16 protein-coding genes are annotated in these 14,489 nt (G+C 64.5%); 6 read left to right on the top strand and 10 right to left on the bottom strand.

The window, feature by feature from the left end:
• Window positions 1-9: 9 nt before the first annotated feature.
• Together ASF22_RS13565 and ASF22_RS23875 are read right to left on the bottom strand one after the other, a co-directional pair.
• Window positions 10-1,830, bottom strand: coding sequence for a hypothetical protein (locus tag ASF22_RS13565; protein ID WP_056265142.1), 1,821 nt, complete (start codon window positions 1,828-1,830; stop codon window positions 10-12).
• A complete protein-coding gene (locus tag ASF22_RS23875) occupies window positions 1,830-2,369 on the bottom strand; it encodes a hypothetical protein (protein ID WP_156647706.1) in 540 nt (179 codons plus the stop codon). The genes ASF22_RS13565 and ASF22_RS23875 overlap by 1 nt, the downstream gene beginning before the upstream one ends.
• A gap of 800 nt (window positions 2,370-3,169) precedes the next feature.
• Between ASF22_RS23875 and ASF22_RS23870 the strand changes: the two genes are divergently transcribed.
• The 5 genes from ASF22_RS23870 (at window position 3,170) to ASF22_RS13545 (ending at window position 5,493) form a co-directional block, all read left to right on the top strand.
• Window positions 3,170-3,607: a hypothetical protein gene (locus ASF22_RS23870; protein ID WP_156647705.1), complete on the top strand. Its 438-nt coding sequence runs from the start codon at window positions 3,170-3,172 to the stop codon at window positions 3,605-3,607.
• A gap of 173 nt (window positions 3,608-3,780) precedes the next feature.
• Window positions 3,781-4,125: a hypothetical protein gene (locus tag ASF22_RS13560; protein WP_056265140.1), complete on the top strand. Its 345-nt coding sequence runs from the start codon at window positions 3,781-3,783 to the stop codon at window positions 4,123-4,125.
• A gap of 74 nt (window positions 4,126-4,199) precedes the next feature.
• Window positions 4,200-4,892 (top strand): recombinase family protein, encoded by a 693-nt coding sequence (locus ASF22_RS13555; RefSeq protein ID WP_056265137.1) that lies wholly within the window; start codon window positions 4,200-4,202, stop codon window positions 4,890-4,892.
• Window positions 4,893-4,939: 47 nt separating this feature from the next.
• Window positions 4,940-5,290 (top strand): helix-turn-helix domain-containing protein, encoded by a 351-nt coding sequence (locus tag ASF22_RS13550; protein ID WP_156647704.1) that lies wholly within the window; start codon window positions 4,940-4,942, stop codon window positions 5,288-5,290.
• Between the two features lie 20 nt (window positions 5,291-5,310).
• Window positions 5,311-5,493 (top strand): hypothetical protein, encoded by a 183-nt coding sequence (locus ASF22_RS13545; RefSeq protein ID WP_056265132.1) that lies wholly within the window; start codon window positions 5,311-5,313, stop codon window positions 5,491-5,493.
• Window positions 5,494-5,706: 213 nt separating this feature from the next.
• On the opposite strand, the gene ASF22_RS13540 is transcribed toward ASF22_RS13545, so the two are convergent.
• The 7 genes from ASF22_RS13540 to ASF22_RS13515 form a co-directional block, all read right to left on the bottom strand.
• Window positions 5,707-5,988, bottom strand: a complete 282-nt coding sequence (locus tag ASF22_RS13540; RefSeq protein ID WP_156647703.1) for a hypothetical protein — start codon at window positions 5,986-5,988, stop codon at window positions 5,707-5,709.
• A gap of 55 nt (window positions 5,989-6,043) precedes the next feature.
• Window positions 6,044-6,595, bottom strand: coding sequence for an HGGxSTG domain-containing protein (locus tag ASF22_RS24620; protein WP_156647702.1), 552 nt, complete (start codon window positions 6,593-6,595; stop codon window positions 6,044-6,046).
• Window positions 6,596-6,970: 375 nt separating this feature from the next.
• A complete protein-coding gene (locus ASF22_RS13530) occupies window positions 6,971-9,205 on the bottom strand; it encodes an AAA family ATPase (protein WP_156647701.1) in 2,235 nt (744 codons plus the stop codon).
• Between the two features lie 157 nt (window positions 9,206-9,362).
• Window positions 9,363-9,740 carry a hypothetical protein gene (locus tag ASF22_RS13525; protein ID WP_156647700.1) on the bottom strand — a complete coding sequence of 126 codons (378 nt, stop codon included), beginning with the start codon at window positions 9,738-9,740 and terminating at the stop codon, window positions 9,363-9,365.
• 319 nt (window positions 9,741-10,059) lie between these two features.
• Complete coding sequence (locus tag ASF22_RS23860; RefSeq protein WP_156647699.1) at window positions 10,060-10,539, bottom strand: hypothetical protein; 480 nt, start codon at window positions 10,537-10,539, stop codon at window positions 10,060-10,062.
• Window positions 10,536-11,753 (bottom strand): integrase arm-type DNA-binding domain-containing protein, encoded by a 1,218-nt coding sequence (locus ASF22_RS13520; protein ID WP_082483698.1) that lies wholly within the window; start codon window positions 11,751-11,753, stop codon window positions 10,536-10,538. The genes ASF22_RS23860 and ASF22_RS13520 overlap by 4 nt, the downstream gene beginning before the upstream one ends.
• Before the next feature lie 1,104 nt (window positions 11,754-12,857).
• A complete protein-coding gene (locus tag ASF22_RS13515) occupies window positions 12,858-13,142 on the bottom strand; it encodes a hypothetical protein (protein ID WP_156368980.1) in 285 nt (94 codons plus the stop codon).
• A gap of 297 nt (window positions 13,143-13,439) precedes the next feature.
• Here ASF22_RS13515 and ASF22_RS23855 point away from each other — a divergent pair, with 297 nt between their 5' ends.
• Window positions 13,440-13,577 (top strand): hypothetical protein, encoded by a 138-nt coding sequence (locus tag ASF22_RS23855; RefSeq protein WP_156368979.1) that lies wholly within the window; start codon window positions 13,440-13,442, stop codon window positions 13,575-13,577.
• A 536-nt stretch (window positions 13,578-14,113) separates the two neighbouring features.
• Here the strand turns inward: ASF22_RS23855 and ASF22_RS13505 are convergent.
• Window positions 14,114-14,371, bottom strand: a complete 258-nt coding sequence (locus ASF22_RS13505) for a hypothetical protein (RefSeq protein ID WP_056166089.1) — start codon at window positions 14,369-14,371, stop codon at window positions 14,114-14,116.
• Window positions 14,372-14,489: the final 118 nt, after the last annotated feature.

Here is a 14,489-nt window from a genome sequence, read left to right as displayed (position 1 = left end):
GTGTATCCTTTACGTTTGAACAAACAAGACAGCACCACCTGATGGCACAGAGCCAGGATAGGCTAACTGTACATCCCTGCCTCCGAACCGAAGGCGAGTTGTAGAAAGCAGACCGCCTGGGAGATTTAGATCGCCATTGATCGTAGCGGTGCTATTGACGGTCAGCAGATTTGTTAGCGTGAGCCCGCCGACGGCGAGGTTCCCCTCAAAGCCGCCGCTGCCTCTCGAGCTCACGTTTCCAGAAACTGAGATGCTCGGGCCGTTGAAACCGTTCGTCGGGTGGATCGTGCAGGCGGCGGACAGGTTGCTGTTCGCGACTGTGAACGACCCCTGCCCCGAGAAGTAGTCCGGCTGCATGACGAAGCCACCGTCCGGCGCTAGCGCGAGGTAGCCGTGGCGGAACTGCGAGTTCGACGTTGCTGATATGAAGTGCAGCGACTGAGAGCCGGACGCTCCCTCCCCGGGGTACTTGACGGTGTGGATCTGCGCGAACTCGTTGCAGGCGCCCGGATCGGTCCGGATTGCCTCTTTCCAGCCAACCTTCGGAAACCCGGCGCGTCCAGTGGAGGCGTTGTTGATGTCGATGGCCGAGATGTGAACCGCCGTGAACCCACCATCTGGCTGCGACTGCGGCACGCACACGATGGACGCACCGTAAGCGTTCGTCCCAGCCCAACCACCGGCCGGCGTGTTGATGTTGAGGTCCAGTTCGCAGGCGATAAGCTGCCCGTTCTTGCCGGCAGGGAACCCAAAACCGCGCTGCTCGAAATTCGCTAGGGTGCCGTTGATAGCCCAACCGCGCCCCTGGTCGAGGCTGATGCCCCCGCTGAAGTACCCACCCACCGCGACGTTGTTCAGGCAATCCGTGAGCGCGAGGCCCATGACGCCAGACGCGATGATGATGGCGGGGCCGCCGTTGATGTTGTTGTCGCCAGCCTCGCGAGGAAGACGGATCGCTCCGGTGATAGCGGAGACGGCCGCGTAATCACCGCCGCCGGGCCAGATGTAGCGAGGGGCATTGCCGAGGTTGACCAGGAAACTGTTGTTGTCGGCCTTGAACGTGGCCCATGCCGGCGCAGGGTCGGCTTTCACCGTGATGCCAGCGAGAGACGACGACAGACCGGAGAGCGTTGCAGTCGTCGCCGCTTGTGCGGAGAGAGCGAAACGGCTGTCGTCGAAGGACGCCACGCCGCCGGTCACGCCGACGGCCAGGATAGCAGCGGCGCCGAGCTGCAACGCATCCCGCCCTTGCGCAGGCGTCCCCGTCAGCACCGACCGTCCGGACCCGCTGGAATCCGTGATCGAAGACGACGTGACGGGCCCGGGCGTCCCACCCCCGCCGCTGCCGAGATCCGGCAGGTTAGCGAGCGGAACGCGCCCGGTAGCGTCCAGGGGCGCGTAGCCGTTTGCCTGCCCGCGCCGGGCGATATTCTCAGGCGTGAACCCGAGGGCGGGTTGCAGCCCCGTGAGATCGACCGGAGGAAGATTGAGCGACGGAACCTTGGCGTTAGCGTCAAGGGGGGCGTACCCGTTGGCCTGTCCGCGGCGCGCGACGTTCTCCGGCGTGAACCCGAGCGGTGGCTGGACGCCGAGGACGGCCTTGAACGCGTCGATCGTGACGGGCTGCGGGTATGCGGCCGAGTTGAGGAGGTTGACGTTGAGGGACCGGGCCGGGAGCGGGCGCAGCGCCTGCGTGGCGAGGTCGAGCGCCGTCAGGACGCCCGCGATCTCGTCGAACTCGATGTCGAGGCGCTGTCCCGGCTGCGGCGCGCGCGGCTGGTTGGCCTGAAAGCTTGAGAAGCTGAAGCCGCGCTTGTACGGAGGGGCCATCAGACGGTCTCCCCACGGGCCGGCTGCGGGAAGGGGATCACCTGGCAGCGATCCGGCTCGCGCAACGACGGCAGAGGCGGCAGGAGCGCGTCGAGCGCTACACCGGGGGCACGCTCGGCCAGGGTGTTCCAGCGCCGCATGTTGCCGACATCAGCGCGGAAGCAGGTCAGGGCAATTGCACGAGCGCCAGCAGGATCGACTTGGTGCCGTTGGTCAGGCTGCATGGCGACGAGATCAACGAAGCCGTGTGCAGCCCGATATCCCAGGGCGATCTGCTCTGGCGGATAGCGATCTATGAGCAGGCGTTCACTGGCAAGCCGCGCTACGCGGAGAGTGCCATCGAAAGCCCGGCGGTCTGCAGACGACAGCGCTTCGCCTCGTCCAATACCGAGGAGACCATCCAAGAAAAGCTCAAGGTTCCAGACGTGCCGCTCTCGGGTGACGTCCGGCCGAGCCGCGTTCCGGCCGAAGCCAAGATAGTGCCCCGGAGGGATCGAAGGTTTGGGGTTGGCGTTCACGATCGATGTCCCGCGGCTCATCGAACCTCGGCGCCACAACGGGCGCACTGGCCGCGTAACGCAGGCCTGGTTCGGTGTTTGAGCTTCACGCTCCTCGACGAAATCGCCTCGGAGAACGGATGCAGCTGCCCGAGTGCTGCGGTCGATCGGGACAATCGAAACTTAGCGCGGATTTGCTGAGCGCTCAACAGTAAAGTGTGGTCCGATGGGAGATATTTTATCTATCTTGGCGAGGCGTCGGTTGGACCTCGAAGTCTAGCTCCTGATCATCCACCTCCGACAAACTGTCGGAAAGGTTTTTAGGACTGCAATTTTGTACGGATGGGCGTCGGCGTCTCCGCGTGGCGCGCGAGGGCATACCGGGGGGCTACCGGGGGTACCCCAGTGCAGGGCCCTACAGGCCTTCCGGCAGGACCAGGGCATCTTGTAGAGAGCTAATTCAATCACTTAGACGCCTGGCAGTCAGCACCATCCCAGGCCCCGAAGTGCGCGCAACGGTGTTTCCTGGGCGCGACGGCGGCCCGACAATCTGTCCCAAGGCCTATCAAAACCCTGCAACGGACAAATTTTCTTATCTCGTGAGTTTTTGGATTGACGTCCCGACAACTTGTCTTCTACTTTGGGGGTGGGCCTAAAGAACCCATCCCACCAGCCGTTTTCTGCAGCGCCCGGTAGGCTGTAGAGTGCTACACGGTCCAGGGTCCTCGTGTGAATGTCCAAGGCTTCGGCCCAAAGACACGAGTGGCCGTCTGGTGCGGTTCTTTAGCCCTGGACTGTAGCCAAGCCGCCTAAAGAACGGCTCACCAGAAAGCCCTGCACCAATGATCAACGACAGCGAAGCTGCGTTCGAGGCCCGTGATATCGCGTGCACCAACCACCGCAAATCCCTGCCCAAGACACTGCAGGACGAATGCCACTACTTCTTCTGGGCGTCCGAGTACAACTTGGCACACGGGATGACGACGGCAACACAATTTAACGTCCGAGACCGACGGTTGGCACGGGATTATTTCAAGATCGAGAAGGATATTGGCAAATGGTGCCCACCTTTGGCTACTCACTGTGAACGTATTCTAAAGGCCGATCGCGATAAGCGCATCGCTCTCATTCGTGAACGCCGGTATGCAGCCTCCGAGGCCGTCTCGGAGACCGTTTTACGTCTCAAGCTCAACATGCAGGGCGGAGACGTCATACCGTTTCCTGCCGAGCGTCGGGCTGTGGCTCAACAGGCTACAGCTCAAAAAACAGCTTCCGCGTGATGATCTATTGACCAGTCCACGAGGCAGAGCACAGTTATTAGTCAGGGCGCCCGGAGGGGCGCCCGTTTTTGTCTGAAAGACACGTAAAGCATCAGACAAAACTTCAGACAAATACTTGTATTGACTTTGGGTATGATATGGGTTCGATTTTGCGCACTCAATGAGGCGCACAAATGAACCAGCCGAAACTGCAACGCCACCCGAATGGAAAGTTCTATATCCATTGGGTGAAGGGCCGCCGCTCCCTACGGGTGACCACGGGCCAAGACAACATGCGCGGAGCCCTCTTGGTCTACGCGGATTGGGTCTTCGCCAGCATCGACGCGCTTTTCCCGCCGAAGGGTTCCGAGAGAGGGCTTCAGCACGACGACACGGGCCGCCTGAGCTCTCGACCGCTCACATTGAGCCGCATGTCGGAGGCGCAGGTCGCCAAGGCCTTCGAATGCACAGTGCCACAGCTGCGCAAACTCCGGGCTGCGTTGCTGCTCGATGTCGAGGAAACTCACATCGGCGGATGAGCCCAAGGCGGTGCTGATCCCGTGCACATTCGCCAAACGAGGGTTTGGCCGTTCTGCAAACCAGGTGACGAAGCATGCCAAGCCGGATCGCAGTCGCCTATTTCCGCGTGTCAACGAAGCGCCAGGGGCGCAGCGGCCTCGGAATGGAAGCGCAGCGCGAAGCCGTCGAGCGATTCGCCGAGGCGCAGGGGTTCGCCCTCGTGAGTACGTTCACGGAGGTGGAGACGGGCAAGGGCTCCGACGCGCTCGAGACGCGCCCACAGCTCGCCGCGGCGATCCGTGACGCCAACCTGCGCCAATGCCCCGTGCTCGTCGCCAAGCTCGACCGCCTGAGCCGCGACGTGCACTTCATCTCCGGCCTGATGCGCACCCGCGTGCCGTTCATCGTCACTGAACTCGGCCCCGACGCGGACCCGTTCATGCTCCACGTCTACGCCGCCTTGGCCGAGAAGGAGCGCGCCATGATCTCGACCCGCACGAAGGCGGCGCTTGCCGCCGCGCGGGCTCGGGGGACCAGGTTGGGCAATCCGAACGGGGCGACGCACTTACGAGGCCTCGGCAACGCGAGCGCCATCGAGGCGCTCAGGGCCGGCGCGTCGCAGCGCGCCGCGGGCCTCGCCGGCCTCATCGACAGCATCAGGGCCGAGGGCACCACCTCGGCGAATGGAATCGCCCAGGCGCTGAACGCCCGACGCATCGCGACGCCGCGCGGGGGCCGGTGGACGGCGCGCAGCGTCTTGAACGTCTTGGACCGCTTGGCGGCATAGGCCGACGTGACGCGACCGCTGCAACCTTAAACCGTGCTGGAGGCAGAATGAGCACTCTCGCCAAACTCAGGACCGAAGCCGAGGCTGCGGCCGAGCTTAAATGCTCCGTCGCAAAACTCCGGAAACTGCGTGCGGCCGGGCGCCTGGCGTTTATGCCCGGGCGCCCCGTGCTGATCCCGGAGGCCGCGTTCCTCAAACTGCAGCATGAGGAGGCCGAAATCGCCTACGCACGCTGGGAGAAGCGCAAGCACAAGAAGCGAGGCACCAAGCCTCCGAATCCGAACGAGGATCCGCACGCCGAGACTCGCCGGCGCGCAATCCTCGCATGGCTGCGGCATCGCGGGCCCGTGGTTTTGCGCCACCTGGCCAAGCCGGCCGGCAGGCGAACGCGCACGTGAGGATCTGCGTTCCTGCCGGGGTGATCCGTCCGGCCGCGACGTTCATCGGCTATGTCGCCGGTGAATTCGCTTTTTCGCCAACCGTCCAGCGGGCCCTCGGCTTTGACGATCGGGACGAACCCTTAGCCGAGATGATCGCGGGCGGCATCATGGGCGCCGCGCTGGCCTGGGCCATCGCCCGAATCGTCTGGCGTGAGCGTTGATCCTCGCCGGCTCTCCAAAAGGCGTTGGAAATTTTTGCCTGCGCGGAATCTGATCCCGGGCGACAAATCAGACACTGGTATGTTGGCCGCCTCAAGAATCTGCAGGGCACCGGCCGGTACGAGGGCCAAACGCTCGCCGCACCACGTGCTGAGCGGCGCTCGAGGCTCGCGGGTAAAGCAAAGATTGGAGCCAGGGGTCAGATCGCGCCCTTCTCACCCGAACAGCTCGGACGAGCCGTCGGCCTCCTCGTCCAGGGCGGCCAGCACCTGGCGCGCCTGCTCGGCCCGGGCGACGAGCTCTGCGCGCGTCATGGTGCTCGGTGCCTTCTCGTCGCTGTCGTCCTCGCCAGCGCCCTCGAAGATGCCGCTCATGCGGCAGATCAGGTTTGCGGCATCGAGGCGCTCGGCCGGTCGGGCCTTCTCGTTCTTGCAGGTCTGTAGGACCGCCTCGAAGGCGGCAGGAAGGCCTTCGGTGCGTGCGCGGCCGCGGATCATCCTCACGACGTCCGTGTTCACTGCAACGGGTCTGGGCCGGGCCATGATCGTTCTCCTAGGCGAAGACGCCGATGCGCTCGCGGATCGCGCGCTCGGCAGTGAGGGGCTTGGGTTTGCGAATCCTCCGCGGCGCGGGCGGTGGCTCGTCCGGCGCCGACATGAGCTCTTGGAGCCACTGAGCGGCGTCGCGGTCCTGGCGGCGGCGTTGACGCTTCGCTGGGCTGCCAGGGGCGTGTGAGGCCTTCCAGGCCTCGTAGCGGGCCCGTTCCTCGGGCGTCATGTCCTCGACCCGGGCGATCGCCTTCCAGCGCCGACGCTGCTTGAAGGCGTCGCTCCGCAGTTTGCCGGTGGGCATGCCGCCCGGGAACGCCGGCGTATGCCAGCCGGTGGGGCCTGACCCCTTGGGCGTGGCGCCGCCATGCAGGCGGCAGCGCGTGCGGCCGGGCGAAGGCAGATTCTGGCAGAGGGTGCCCGTCGACTTGCGCTTGGCTCCACATTTCGGGAGCAGGTGCCGACCGGCGTGGAACTTGAGAATGGCAGCCCGAGCGATGGCGGCCCACTCAGGTGATTTATTCCAGCCAGGGTGTGAGCATGTGTGGCGCCGCATATGGCCTATCAGATCCTAATTCACGTGAGGTATCGAAAGGGGCCGCTGAGTTGGCACAGTGTCCGACAACTTGTCCTGAGAGGCAGGTCCCAAATCACGCATCCAGCCAACGCCAACTACATACGAACGAGAGGTGGTGGTCGGCCCGCAGGCCGGAGCGGAGCGGCCGACGCCACCGAATACGTAGTATAGGTCTGCTCCGCTGTTCCGCCATCTCTGCTCCGCCAACCTCCGCCAATGATTTCAATGACTTACGAGCGCTCCTCCGCCGTTCCGCCTCTGCTCCGCCGCCGCTCCGCAAAACCCGCTCCGCCTAATGATTTCAATGACTTAGCGGGCCAGCTCCGCCAAAAGAAATCCCTGCTCCGCCGGATTTCAGTCGAAGACGCTGCCGCTGGGAGCGGGCGCGGAGCTTGTGGCGAGCCGCCGATATCCAGCCTTCTTGCTCTTTCGATCGACCACCTCGATGCCGATCAGCCCTTGATCCTGCAGGGTCTGGATCAGCTCCTGCGCACGCCCCGCGTCGAAGCCAAATTCCTTCACGAGCTGAGTAACAGCGTACCTGTCTCGCGATTGAGCGCCCTGTCCCCACGGCTCGCCTGATCGCCAGGCCTGGTCGATCGCTTCGAGGATCTGCTGCTCCTGCGCCGCCGGTACGGGAGCGCCGTCCCCGTCGGCGGTCAGACATCTTGTCGGAACGAGACTGGTGCCGCCTGGATAAGCCACGGTGTCGAAGCGGTAAGGCTCGCTCCAGCCGTCAGGAGCATCCTTCTGCTTCTCGCAGGTCAGCTTGCCAGCGACTGCTGACGGCTTCCGTTCGAGCTTGAAAATGAAATCGCCAGCGCCACCGAGGACCGTCGAGCCGCGCATATTGCCACCCTGCCTTGCCGCATGGTGGACGCCGAGCACGACGCACTGAAACTCGCTCCGGATCAGGTCGCAGGCTTGGACGAAGCGCGTCATCTCCCTCTGCTGATTCTCGTCCGCCCCCGGCATTGAGCGCGAGACCGTGTCGACGACAACGAGGACGGTGCCCGGGGCGCCAGCGCGGATCGTGCGCGCCAGCTTTAGCAACTGATCCCGGTCCATCAGGTCGACGCTATGGGCGAGGAGCGAGAACTGCCCGCGTGCATCCTCCACCGCATGCCGGTGCATCCAGGCTCGAACGCGAGACTTGAGGCCCGCCACGCCTTCGCCCGCGATGTAGACGACGTGCGCGTCGGGCGGCGCGTCGATTGGGTCGCCGTGCCAGGCCCCCAGGCCGAACGCGATGTGGAGCGCCCAATCCAGAGCGATGAAGCTCTTGCCAGTACCGGGATCGCCGTAGAGGAAGCCGAGGGCGTTCTCGGGCAGATGCCGTCCAATCAGGTACTTGGGGTCCGACATCTCCAGGAGGCCGTCGATACCGAGCAGCGCGAACGTGTCGCTGGCGCTCTGTCGCTGCTTCTCCGGCGTGGCACTCAGGCCCGAGAACGCCGAGGTGTCCACTGATCCCTCCGGCACGACGTCGAAATACCGCTCAGCCGGCATCTGCTGCACCCCCGTGGCGGCCGCGGCCTGCTTCTGCAGATTGTCGATCCCGAGCGCGAACGGCGGCGCGAGGCTGCGGAACACGCGCTCGTCGAACACCGGGTCGGGCCGGCCAAGAGACCAGCGCCCGCACCAGTCCAAGTAGATGTCGAGGCCGACTTCGATGTCGTCCTGGAGGGCTCCGCGGATCGCCGCCGCCATGTTGCGGTAGCTTTCGTAGTCCGGCTCCTCGTTGGGGATCAGGGCTACGAGGCGCGCGACCTCGTCCTCCGTACCTTGAAGAGCGGTCTGATCTACCCCCGTACGGTCAACCACCTTGCCTGAGCGGGGTGCCTTGGACGCTGGCAGCATGGCCGCCAGGGCCTCGAAAAAAGCGTCGATCTGCTCGGCCGTGACGAACGGCAGGTCGTCGTAGCGGGGGACACCTAGCGGCCACGAGTAGGGCTTGCCTGTATCGGGGTGGATGCCGCCGGTGACGTACTGCCGGCCTGCGCAGAGCAGCTCGACGCGGGGATCCTTGCCCGGGGCGAAGTTGGTACCGTCGTTGAACAGGACGGCACGGTAGGCCACCTTCGGAACGTCGGCCTCAACGACCCGCAAGGGCAGGAGCACCTTAGGGGCCCGGCCCACGCGCCGGGGTCCTGCGCCAAGCATCTCAATCGCGAGGGCCTCGACGCGAGACGACCAAGTCTCGTCTAGCGTGTCGATGTCCAGGGCGATAAGACCTTCGCCCGTGCGCGTGCCGACACCGGCACCCATGGCGAACCACTTGCCGAGGTCTTCTTCAACGGTCTCGTGCTGGTGCCAGTTGAAGCCAAACCATTTTCCAGATGGCCCGCAGATTCCGACGACCTTGCCGCGGCACTTGGGGTGCTTGGCAAGGGACGAGGTCGGCGAGAGCTCAGCTTCTGGCGGCACGATCGGCACGAGGCGCCGATACCCCATGCTCCACAGGCGAGCGAAGGGGTTGATTGCGGGGTTGCGTTCGGGCGGGACGTCGTGTTGACCGGGTGCGTCTAGTTGAAGTGCATCGCCTAACTGTACAAGCGTGCCTTCCGGCTCTACATTCTGGCTGTCCATAATGACTTCCTGCCGAGCGGCTTCAGCAACCGCTCAAGTTTGAGTTCAAAGACTCGAAAGCGGCGGTTCCCTGGTGGTGCGGGAGAGCCGCCGTTTCGCGTTTGAGGGCATCTGGCAGGGGGCTGGTCTTGGCGGGCGCGGCCGCGGTGCTGGATGGTCAGGCCGTGCTCGGCCACCGCGTGCGTGCCGCGATGTCCCGCAGGCGGGCGGCCGTCGGCTGATCGAAGCGTTCGACCCGCTTGATGCCCGCCATCACACCCGCTCGAGTGTTCTTGCGCAGATGCAGCGGCACGCGGACGTAGGCAACGATATGCGGAACGGCAGGATCTTCGGTGCGCGCGTACAGCAGGGAGTTACCCTTGGGCTGTCGCTCCCAACTCCCGAAGTCGGCCTTCAACAGCGGTCGCAGCTGGATCAGACAGGCAGGGTCCGGATCGAAGAACTGCGCGTTGCCGGCGGCTGTGTCCGGCTCGGGGGCGAAGACAATCGTCTTGACGCCTTGGACCTTGAGCATGAACGGCATGAGGGAAGCCATCACGCGGCTCCCATCCATTCCCGGGTGTCCCGGACGCGGTAACGCGGACGCCCTTCGACGATTGTCACCCGGGGGCCGCGCCCCTCTCAGGCCCACTTCTTCAAAGCCTGTTCCGTGTAGCCAGCGAGGCCAGCGACTTGGCTTCGCGTGAGAAGTGCCGTGTCAGGTAGTGTCGCAATATCCGGAAGAGGCCGTGGGCGATGGGTGCGCTGGACAACCCTTGCTTCTGCTTCAGGCATCTCATGCTCCTGTCTGATCGTTGTCTGATGCCAGACAGTTACCCGACAGAACCCGCGCTAATAGCGTCAAAACCCCATATCTAGGTTGTGTCCCGTTTTCTCCTCGACGCGGCCAGAATGACCATTAGCTCGCCAAGGCCATTCGGCTTTCCGAACCTCTCGAGAAATCGTCTCTTATTTTTCCGCAGAGTACTGTTATCCGGCCCTTGGTCAGGCCGGTAACCGAGTTCAGCCCTGACTTGGTCGTACAGAGCTCTGCCCTTCAGTCCCTGCTCCTTAAAACCTACCAAAACAGCCAATTCGCGCAGGTGTTTTTCGGTCTCCCGCGGGCGGCCACCGACGTTCACAGGCACTGCCTCAATCGCGAGGAGCTTTCGAAGCGCCCGTGCGAGAGGCTCGTCCTTATGCAGCCCTTCGAGGACTCGATCAGGGTCTTCTCCGACAAGGATAGAGAGCGCAGACACCAGATTTTCGGCCTCAATGCGCGGTTGCTCTTGGCGAGACCGAACCCACTCAGGATCGCTAAGCAGATCACCGAGCGAGCGGGTGTCTTCCGTCACGCTGCGCTCCTCATCGAAGCCGGCATCTCGGCTAGGGCAACGACCCGACTGGCCCATCGCTCAAAGGCATTGCGCAATCGATCGAAGGCGTCGTCGCGGTTGTAGATAGCTTCGAGGTCCGCTCGGGCATGGCCGATCGCGATCTCTGCGGTGTCGACGTCCACACCCAGCTTCGAGAGCCCAGTTCGGAACGTCCTCCGGAGGTCGTGAAGGGTGAAGTCGACTTCAGCCCTCGCGGTGAAGGCCTTCATGGATTTCGTCCATCCGCTCATCTCGCCCCCGGTACGGCCTGACGGGAATACGAGATCGGAGCGCGCGTCCCGGTGGCACAGGTCTAAGATCGCCCGCAGCGCAGGGGCGATCGGCACCTTGTGGCCCCGTCCCTGTTTCACGAAGACGGCCGGAAGATCGAACACGTTCTCTGCGCTGTTCATCATGGTCCATGTCAGTCCCGCGCCTTCGCCACGACGGCACCCGGTGAGAACGAGAAACCGTATCAGGCGGCCGAACGTCGTTTCAGGATCCGCGGCGCTCCACACCCTCGCGAGTTCGAGGTCGGTAAGGGCTCGCCCTTTCTCCTCCTTCGCGATTCGGTCGGCCCGGGTTGACCTTTCCTTGCGGTGGCCTGCCAACGGATTGACGGGCAGAACCTTCGCTCCGGTCACGCACCAAGTGAGGAAGGCCCTGCAGTGGGTCCTGAACGCTTCGGCCGCGCCGAACAGCCCTCGTTGCCTAATGCCCTCAACGATCTTCGCGAGGTCGGCTCCGGTGATGGTGAGGATGTCACGCGAGAGCAGCGCCGCCATTCGGGTCCGGAGGCTGCTCAGCACGTCCCGTCGGTTCACGTACTGCCTGCGATCGAGATGCCGATCGTAGCGGTCGAGGAGATCGTTCAACCGGGCATTCTCGCGCACGCGCTGCTGCGCGCGCTCTGCGAGCGGATCTGCGCCGGAGGCGATCCGACCTTGCGTCACCTGCGCGAGCGTACGAGCTGCCGATACCTTGGCGACAGCTCCGACCGTCGCCAGCTTCATCTTCTTGGTGTTAGCTCGTCGGCCTGCGCCGGCTGGGCGATAGGCGAGGATCCAGCTTTTGCCGGTTGGGCGGATGCGCAGTCCGAAGCCGGACACATCCCGGTCCCAGATCACCAGATCTACCGTACCGGGCGGCAGAGCCGCATTGGCGACGAGGGCGTCTGTCAGCCTGACTTTCATCTGCAGGGCTCGCTGGGCAGCACGTGGACGGCACGGCTGCGGAAACCCCGCTAAATGCCGAGAACCCAACCGTACCCCAGAAAACCCAATGGTGACAGAGATTTGTCACAACCGCGCAACCCCCTCAGACCCTCTCGTACCCCTGGTGCGACACTTTTGGTAATGAGGAGGTCGACAGTTCAATCCTGTCCAGCAGCACCATCACAATCAATCACTCAACCCCCACACCGCGGACTGGCCAAGCGTTCCGGCAGGCACGGTGACGTGTGCCCGGCCCGCGACATCGGCGAAGGGTGAGCGCGGAGGAACTTGAGCCCTTCCCGTCCCAGAGCTCAACCCTCCGGCGTGGGACACATCCGGCCGTCTCCTGTCGCGCAGTGCGCTGCATCAGGCCTTCGCCGACGAGGGCGAAATCGCACGCTTTGTTCAGCCACGCCGGCTGGAGACCCTTCGCAAGGCCCTGCGTCGGCCCCATGAAGGACGGTCGGTCGCAGCATTCGCCTGCGGCTTCGTCAGAAAGAGCCACTGCCGCCAAGCCTTCCGAGCCGCGTTCGGAAGCCTCCGGGCCGCTACCGCGCCGGCATCCGACAGGCGCGCCAGGGCGAGGCCGGCGGCGGATCGACCCTCGAGGTTTTCCAGCGCTGGGCGAACCAACTGTATTGACCCGTGTCCGGGCCTCGGACGGCACCGTTCCGGGAGGAGGCCCGACGAACCCTGAGGCCTCGGTCTTGATCGGACGTCGCGGGTCGCCCCTGATCCGTCCGCACGACGAAAGACCCGCCTCGGATCGCTCCGGGCGGGCAAGGTGGGAAGATCATCTCGGGTTCGAGGGATCTATGGGGTAGACGGATTCAGGGGACGCGATAATCCGTGGTCCGCCTCCGGCCCCCGGCATCGACCGCGCCCACATCGACCAGGTGGCTCAGCCGGGCCGGCACGCGTCGAACCCGCTCCTGCGAGCCTCGATCCTTCATCCGAATTCCATCGGCGTCGGACAGTACACCTGAGCCAATCGAAGCAATCACCCAAAAAACCCGCCCTGACCGAAGCCGAGCGGGTTCTTGAATAGCAATGAAGGAATGCTCCTTCACGTGTCCGGTGAAATCAGCAGTCGTTGCTGCCCGGCTTGACGACCTGGCCTTCGGCCGGCTTCTTCTCGCCCGCGCCGGGCTGAGTGTTGCCGCCGACATTGGACATGGCGCCGACCGTGCCGGGCGACTCGGCCTTGGCGCCGGGAGTCACCTTCGCATCCGAAGGACCATCCGCCTTGGAGGTCTTGTCGGTGGACGCGTTCTGGCCCTGGGCGTTCGTCGTCGTTCCGACAGCGCAGGGCGCAGCCATGGATGCCGATCCCGTGGCGATCACAGCGGCCGCCGCGATGGCAATCATGCAAAAATTCTTCATTGGTTTCTCCGAAGGCGTTTCCCAAAGTTCCCAACGACGCGAAGCGCCATCACGTTCCGATGGCCGAGCAGGTTCCGACACGAACCGGGGGCCGGAGACCGAACCGCCGCCTTCGCCGCACGGCCACGCCCCCCCGATCCGTCCAGCCCATCGGGCTCATGGACGAACCCGTCACGGTCGCGCTCAAACCGACGATCACGGTCTCGAAACGAGCAGCGGTGCCTTCGGCGATCCTGTAGAAGCGGACGTGAGCCTTCCGACCCTTCCCCCACGGACATCGTCATGCCCCGCTGGTTCCTCGCTTTCGTTGCCGCGATCGCCACCCTGGCCGTGGTGATCGCCCTCCTGTTTCTCGGCAGCGGTGCCACCAAGAACACCGTTCCGGCGCCGGAAGCGGGGGTGAAGGAGACCACGAAGTAGCCGCGACGGTTCGCCCGGGCCGCGAACAAAGGCGCGCCCGACGGCGTTTCACGCCTGAACCTCTCCACACGACGGAACGCTTCATGCGCAGGACGACCCTTGCCCTCCAATGGACGGCCCTTGCCCTCGCGACTTCGTTGATTCTCTCGCTGACGGGGCCCGCCGACGCGCAGACCCCGGGTGGCGCCCCGGCGACCAGCGACGGGAACACCGCCGCCGATCTCAGGAGCAACGGCGACAAGGCGGACAACCGCACGATCGGGTCCTCCAGGGGCGGGAGCGACAACCCCGGCGGACGTCCCTCCGATCATAACGGCACGGCGAACACCCTCGGAAAGGAGAACGGTAGGGCCGACGGTTCCGCGTCGTCGCCCGCACCGCGCCCGTGACCGTACCCCGATCGTTTCCGGGCTCGGACTTTTTCTCCGATCAGTCCTTCACCCCAGGTCCGTGAGTCCGACCTTCGAAGCGATGAGCCAAAAAACCCGCCGCGGCGTGAGCCGGGCGGGTGATGATGATCCGAACCGATGGACGGGTTAGCGACCGCCGCCGTTGGCGCTGCCGTTGGGGATCGCCTGTTCGGGCCGCGAGGCGTTCCCACCGGCGGCGGAATCGGTCGTCGCCGTGTCGGCACCGGTCGCACCGCGCGAGATTGCGATGTTGGCGTCGTTGCCAGTGCTGTTCGGCTCGCTCTGCACGACGACACCGGGAGCGCCCGGCTGACCCGGAGGGCCGACCTGGGCGAGTGCGGGGGTGGCGGCGAACAGGGCGGTGGCGAGGATGAGTGTTCTCATGGCGAACTTTCGATTGGGCCGACGGCGGGACAATCTTCGCCGGCTCAGCTCGAAACAAACTCCGGAACGCCCCGAAGTTTCCTGACCGCTGTGTCACACCCGGAGGCGATCTGACCCG

Origin of the sequence: Methylobacterium sp. Leaf87 (assembly GCF_001422775.1) — a bacterium.
Taxonomy (GTDB): Bacteria; Pseudomonadota; Alphaproteobacteria; order Rhizobiales; family Beijerinckiaceae; genus Methylobacterium.
The sequence above is the reverse complement of the archived record's forward strand: the minus strand, read 5'-3'. Positions and strand labels throughout refer to the sequence as shown.

Coding starts and splice junctions, on each gene's coding strand:
- ASF22_RS13550 (WP_156647704.1), top strand. CDS start 4,940: ATGAGCACTCTCGCCAAACTCAGGACCGAAGCCGAGGCTGCGGCCGAG.
- ASF22_RS23875 (WP_156647706.1), bottom strand. CDS start 2,369: ATGAGCCGCGGGACATCGATCGTGAACGCCAACCCCAAACCTTCGATC.
- ASF22_RS13520 (WP_082483698.1), bottom strand. CDS start 11,753: ATGAAAGTCAGGCTGACAGACGCCCTCGTCGCCAATGCGGCTCTGCCG.
- ASF22_RS13540 (WP_156647703.1), bottom strand. CDS start 5,988: ATGATCCGCGGCCGCGCACGCACCGAAGGCCTTCCTGCCGCCTTCGAG.
- ASF22_RS13560 (WP_056265140.1), top strand. CDS start 3,781: ATGAACCAGCCGAAACTGCAACGCCACCCGAATGGAAAGTTCTATATC.
- ASF22_RS24620 (WP_156647702.1), bottom strand. CDS start 6,595: ATGCGGCGCCACACATGCTCACACCCTGGCTGGAATAAATCACCTGAG.
- ASF22_RS13555 (WP_056265137.1), top strand. CDS start 4,200: ATGCCAAGCCGGATCGCAGTCGCCTATTTCCGCGTGTCAACGAAGCGC.
- ASF22_RS23855 (WP_156368979.1), top strand. CDS start 13,440: ATGCCCCGCTGGTTCCTCGCTTTCGTTGCCGCGATCGCCACCCTGGCC.
- ASF22_RS13505 (WP_056166089.1), bottom strand. CDS start 14,371: ATGAGAACACTCATCCTCGCCACCGCCCTGTTCGCCGCCACCCCCGCA.
- ASF22_RS13525 (WP_156647700.1), bottom strand. CDS start 9,740: ATGGCTTCCCTCATGCCGTTCATGCTCAAGGTCCAAGGCGTCAAGACG.
- ASF22_RS13530 (WP_156647701.1), bottom strand. CDS start 9,205: ATGGACAGCCAGAATGTAGAGCCGGAAGGCACGCTTGTACAGTTAGGC.
- ASF22_RS13515 (WP_156368980.1), bottom strand. CDS start 13,142: ATGATTGCCATCGCGGCGGCCGCTGTGATCGCCACGGGATCGGCATCC.
- ASF22_RS23870 (WP_156647705.1), top strand. CDS start 3,170: ATGATCAACGACAGCGAAGCTGCGTTCGAGGCCCGTGATATCGCGTGC.
- ASF22_RS13565 (WP_056265142.1), bottom strand. CDS start 1,830: ATGGCCCCTCCGTACAAGCGCGGCTTCAGCTTCTCAAGCTTTCAGGCC.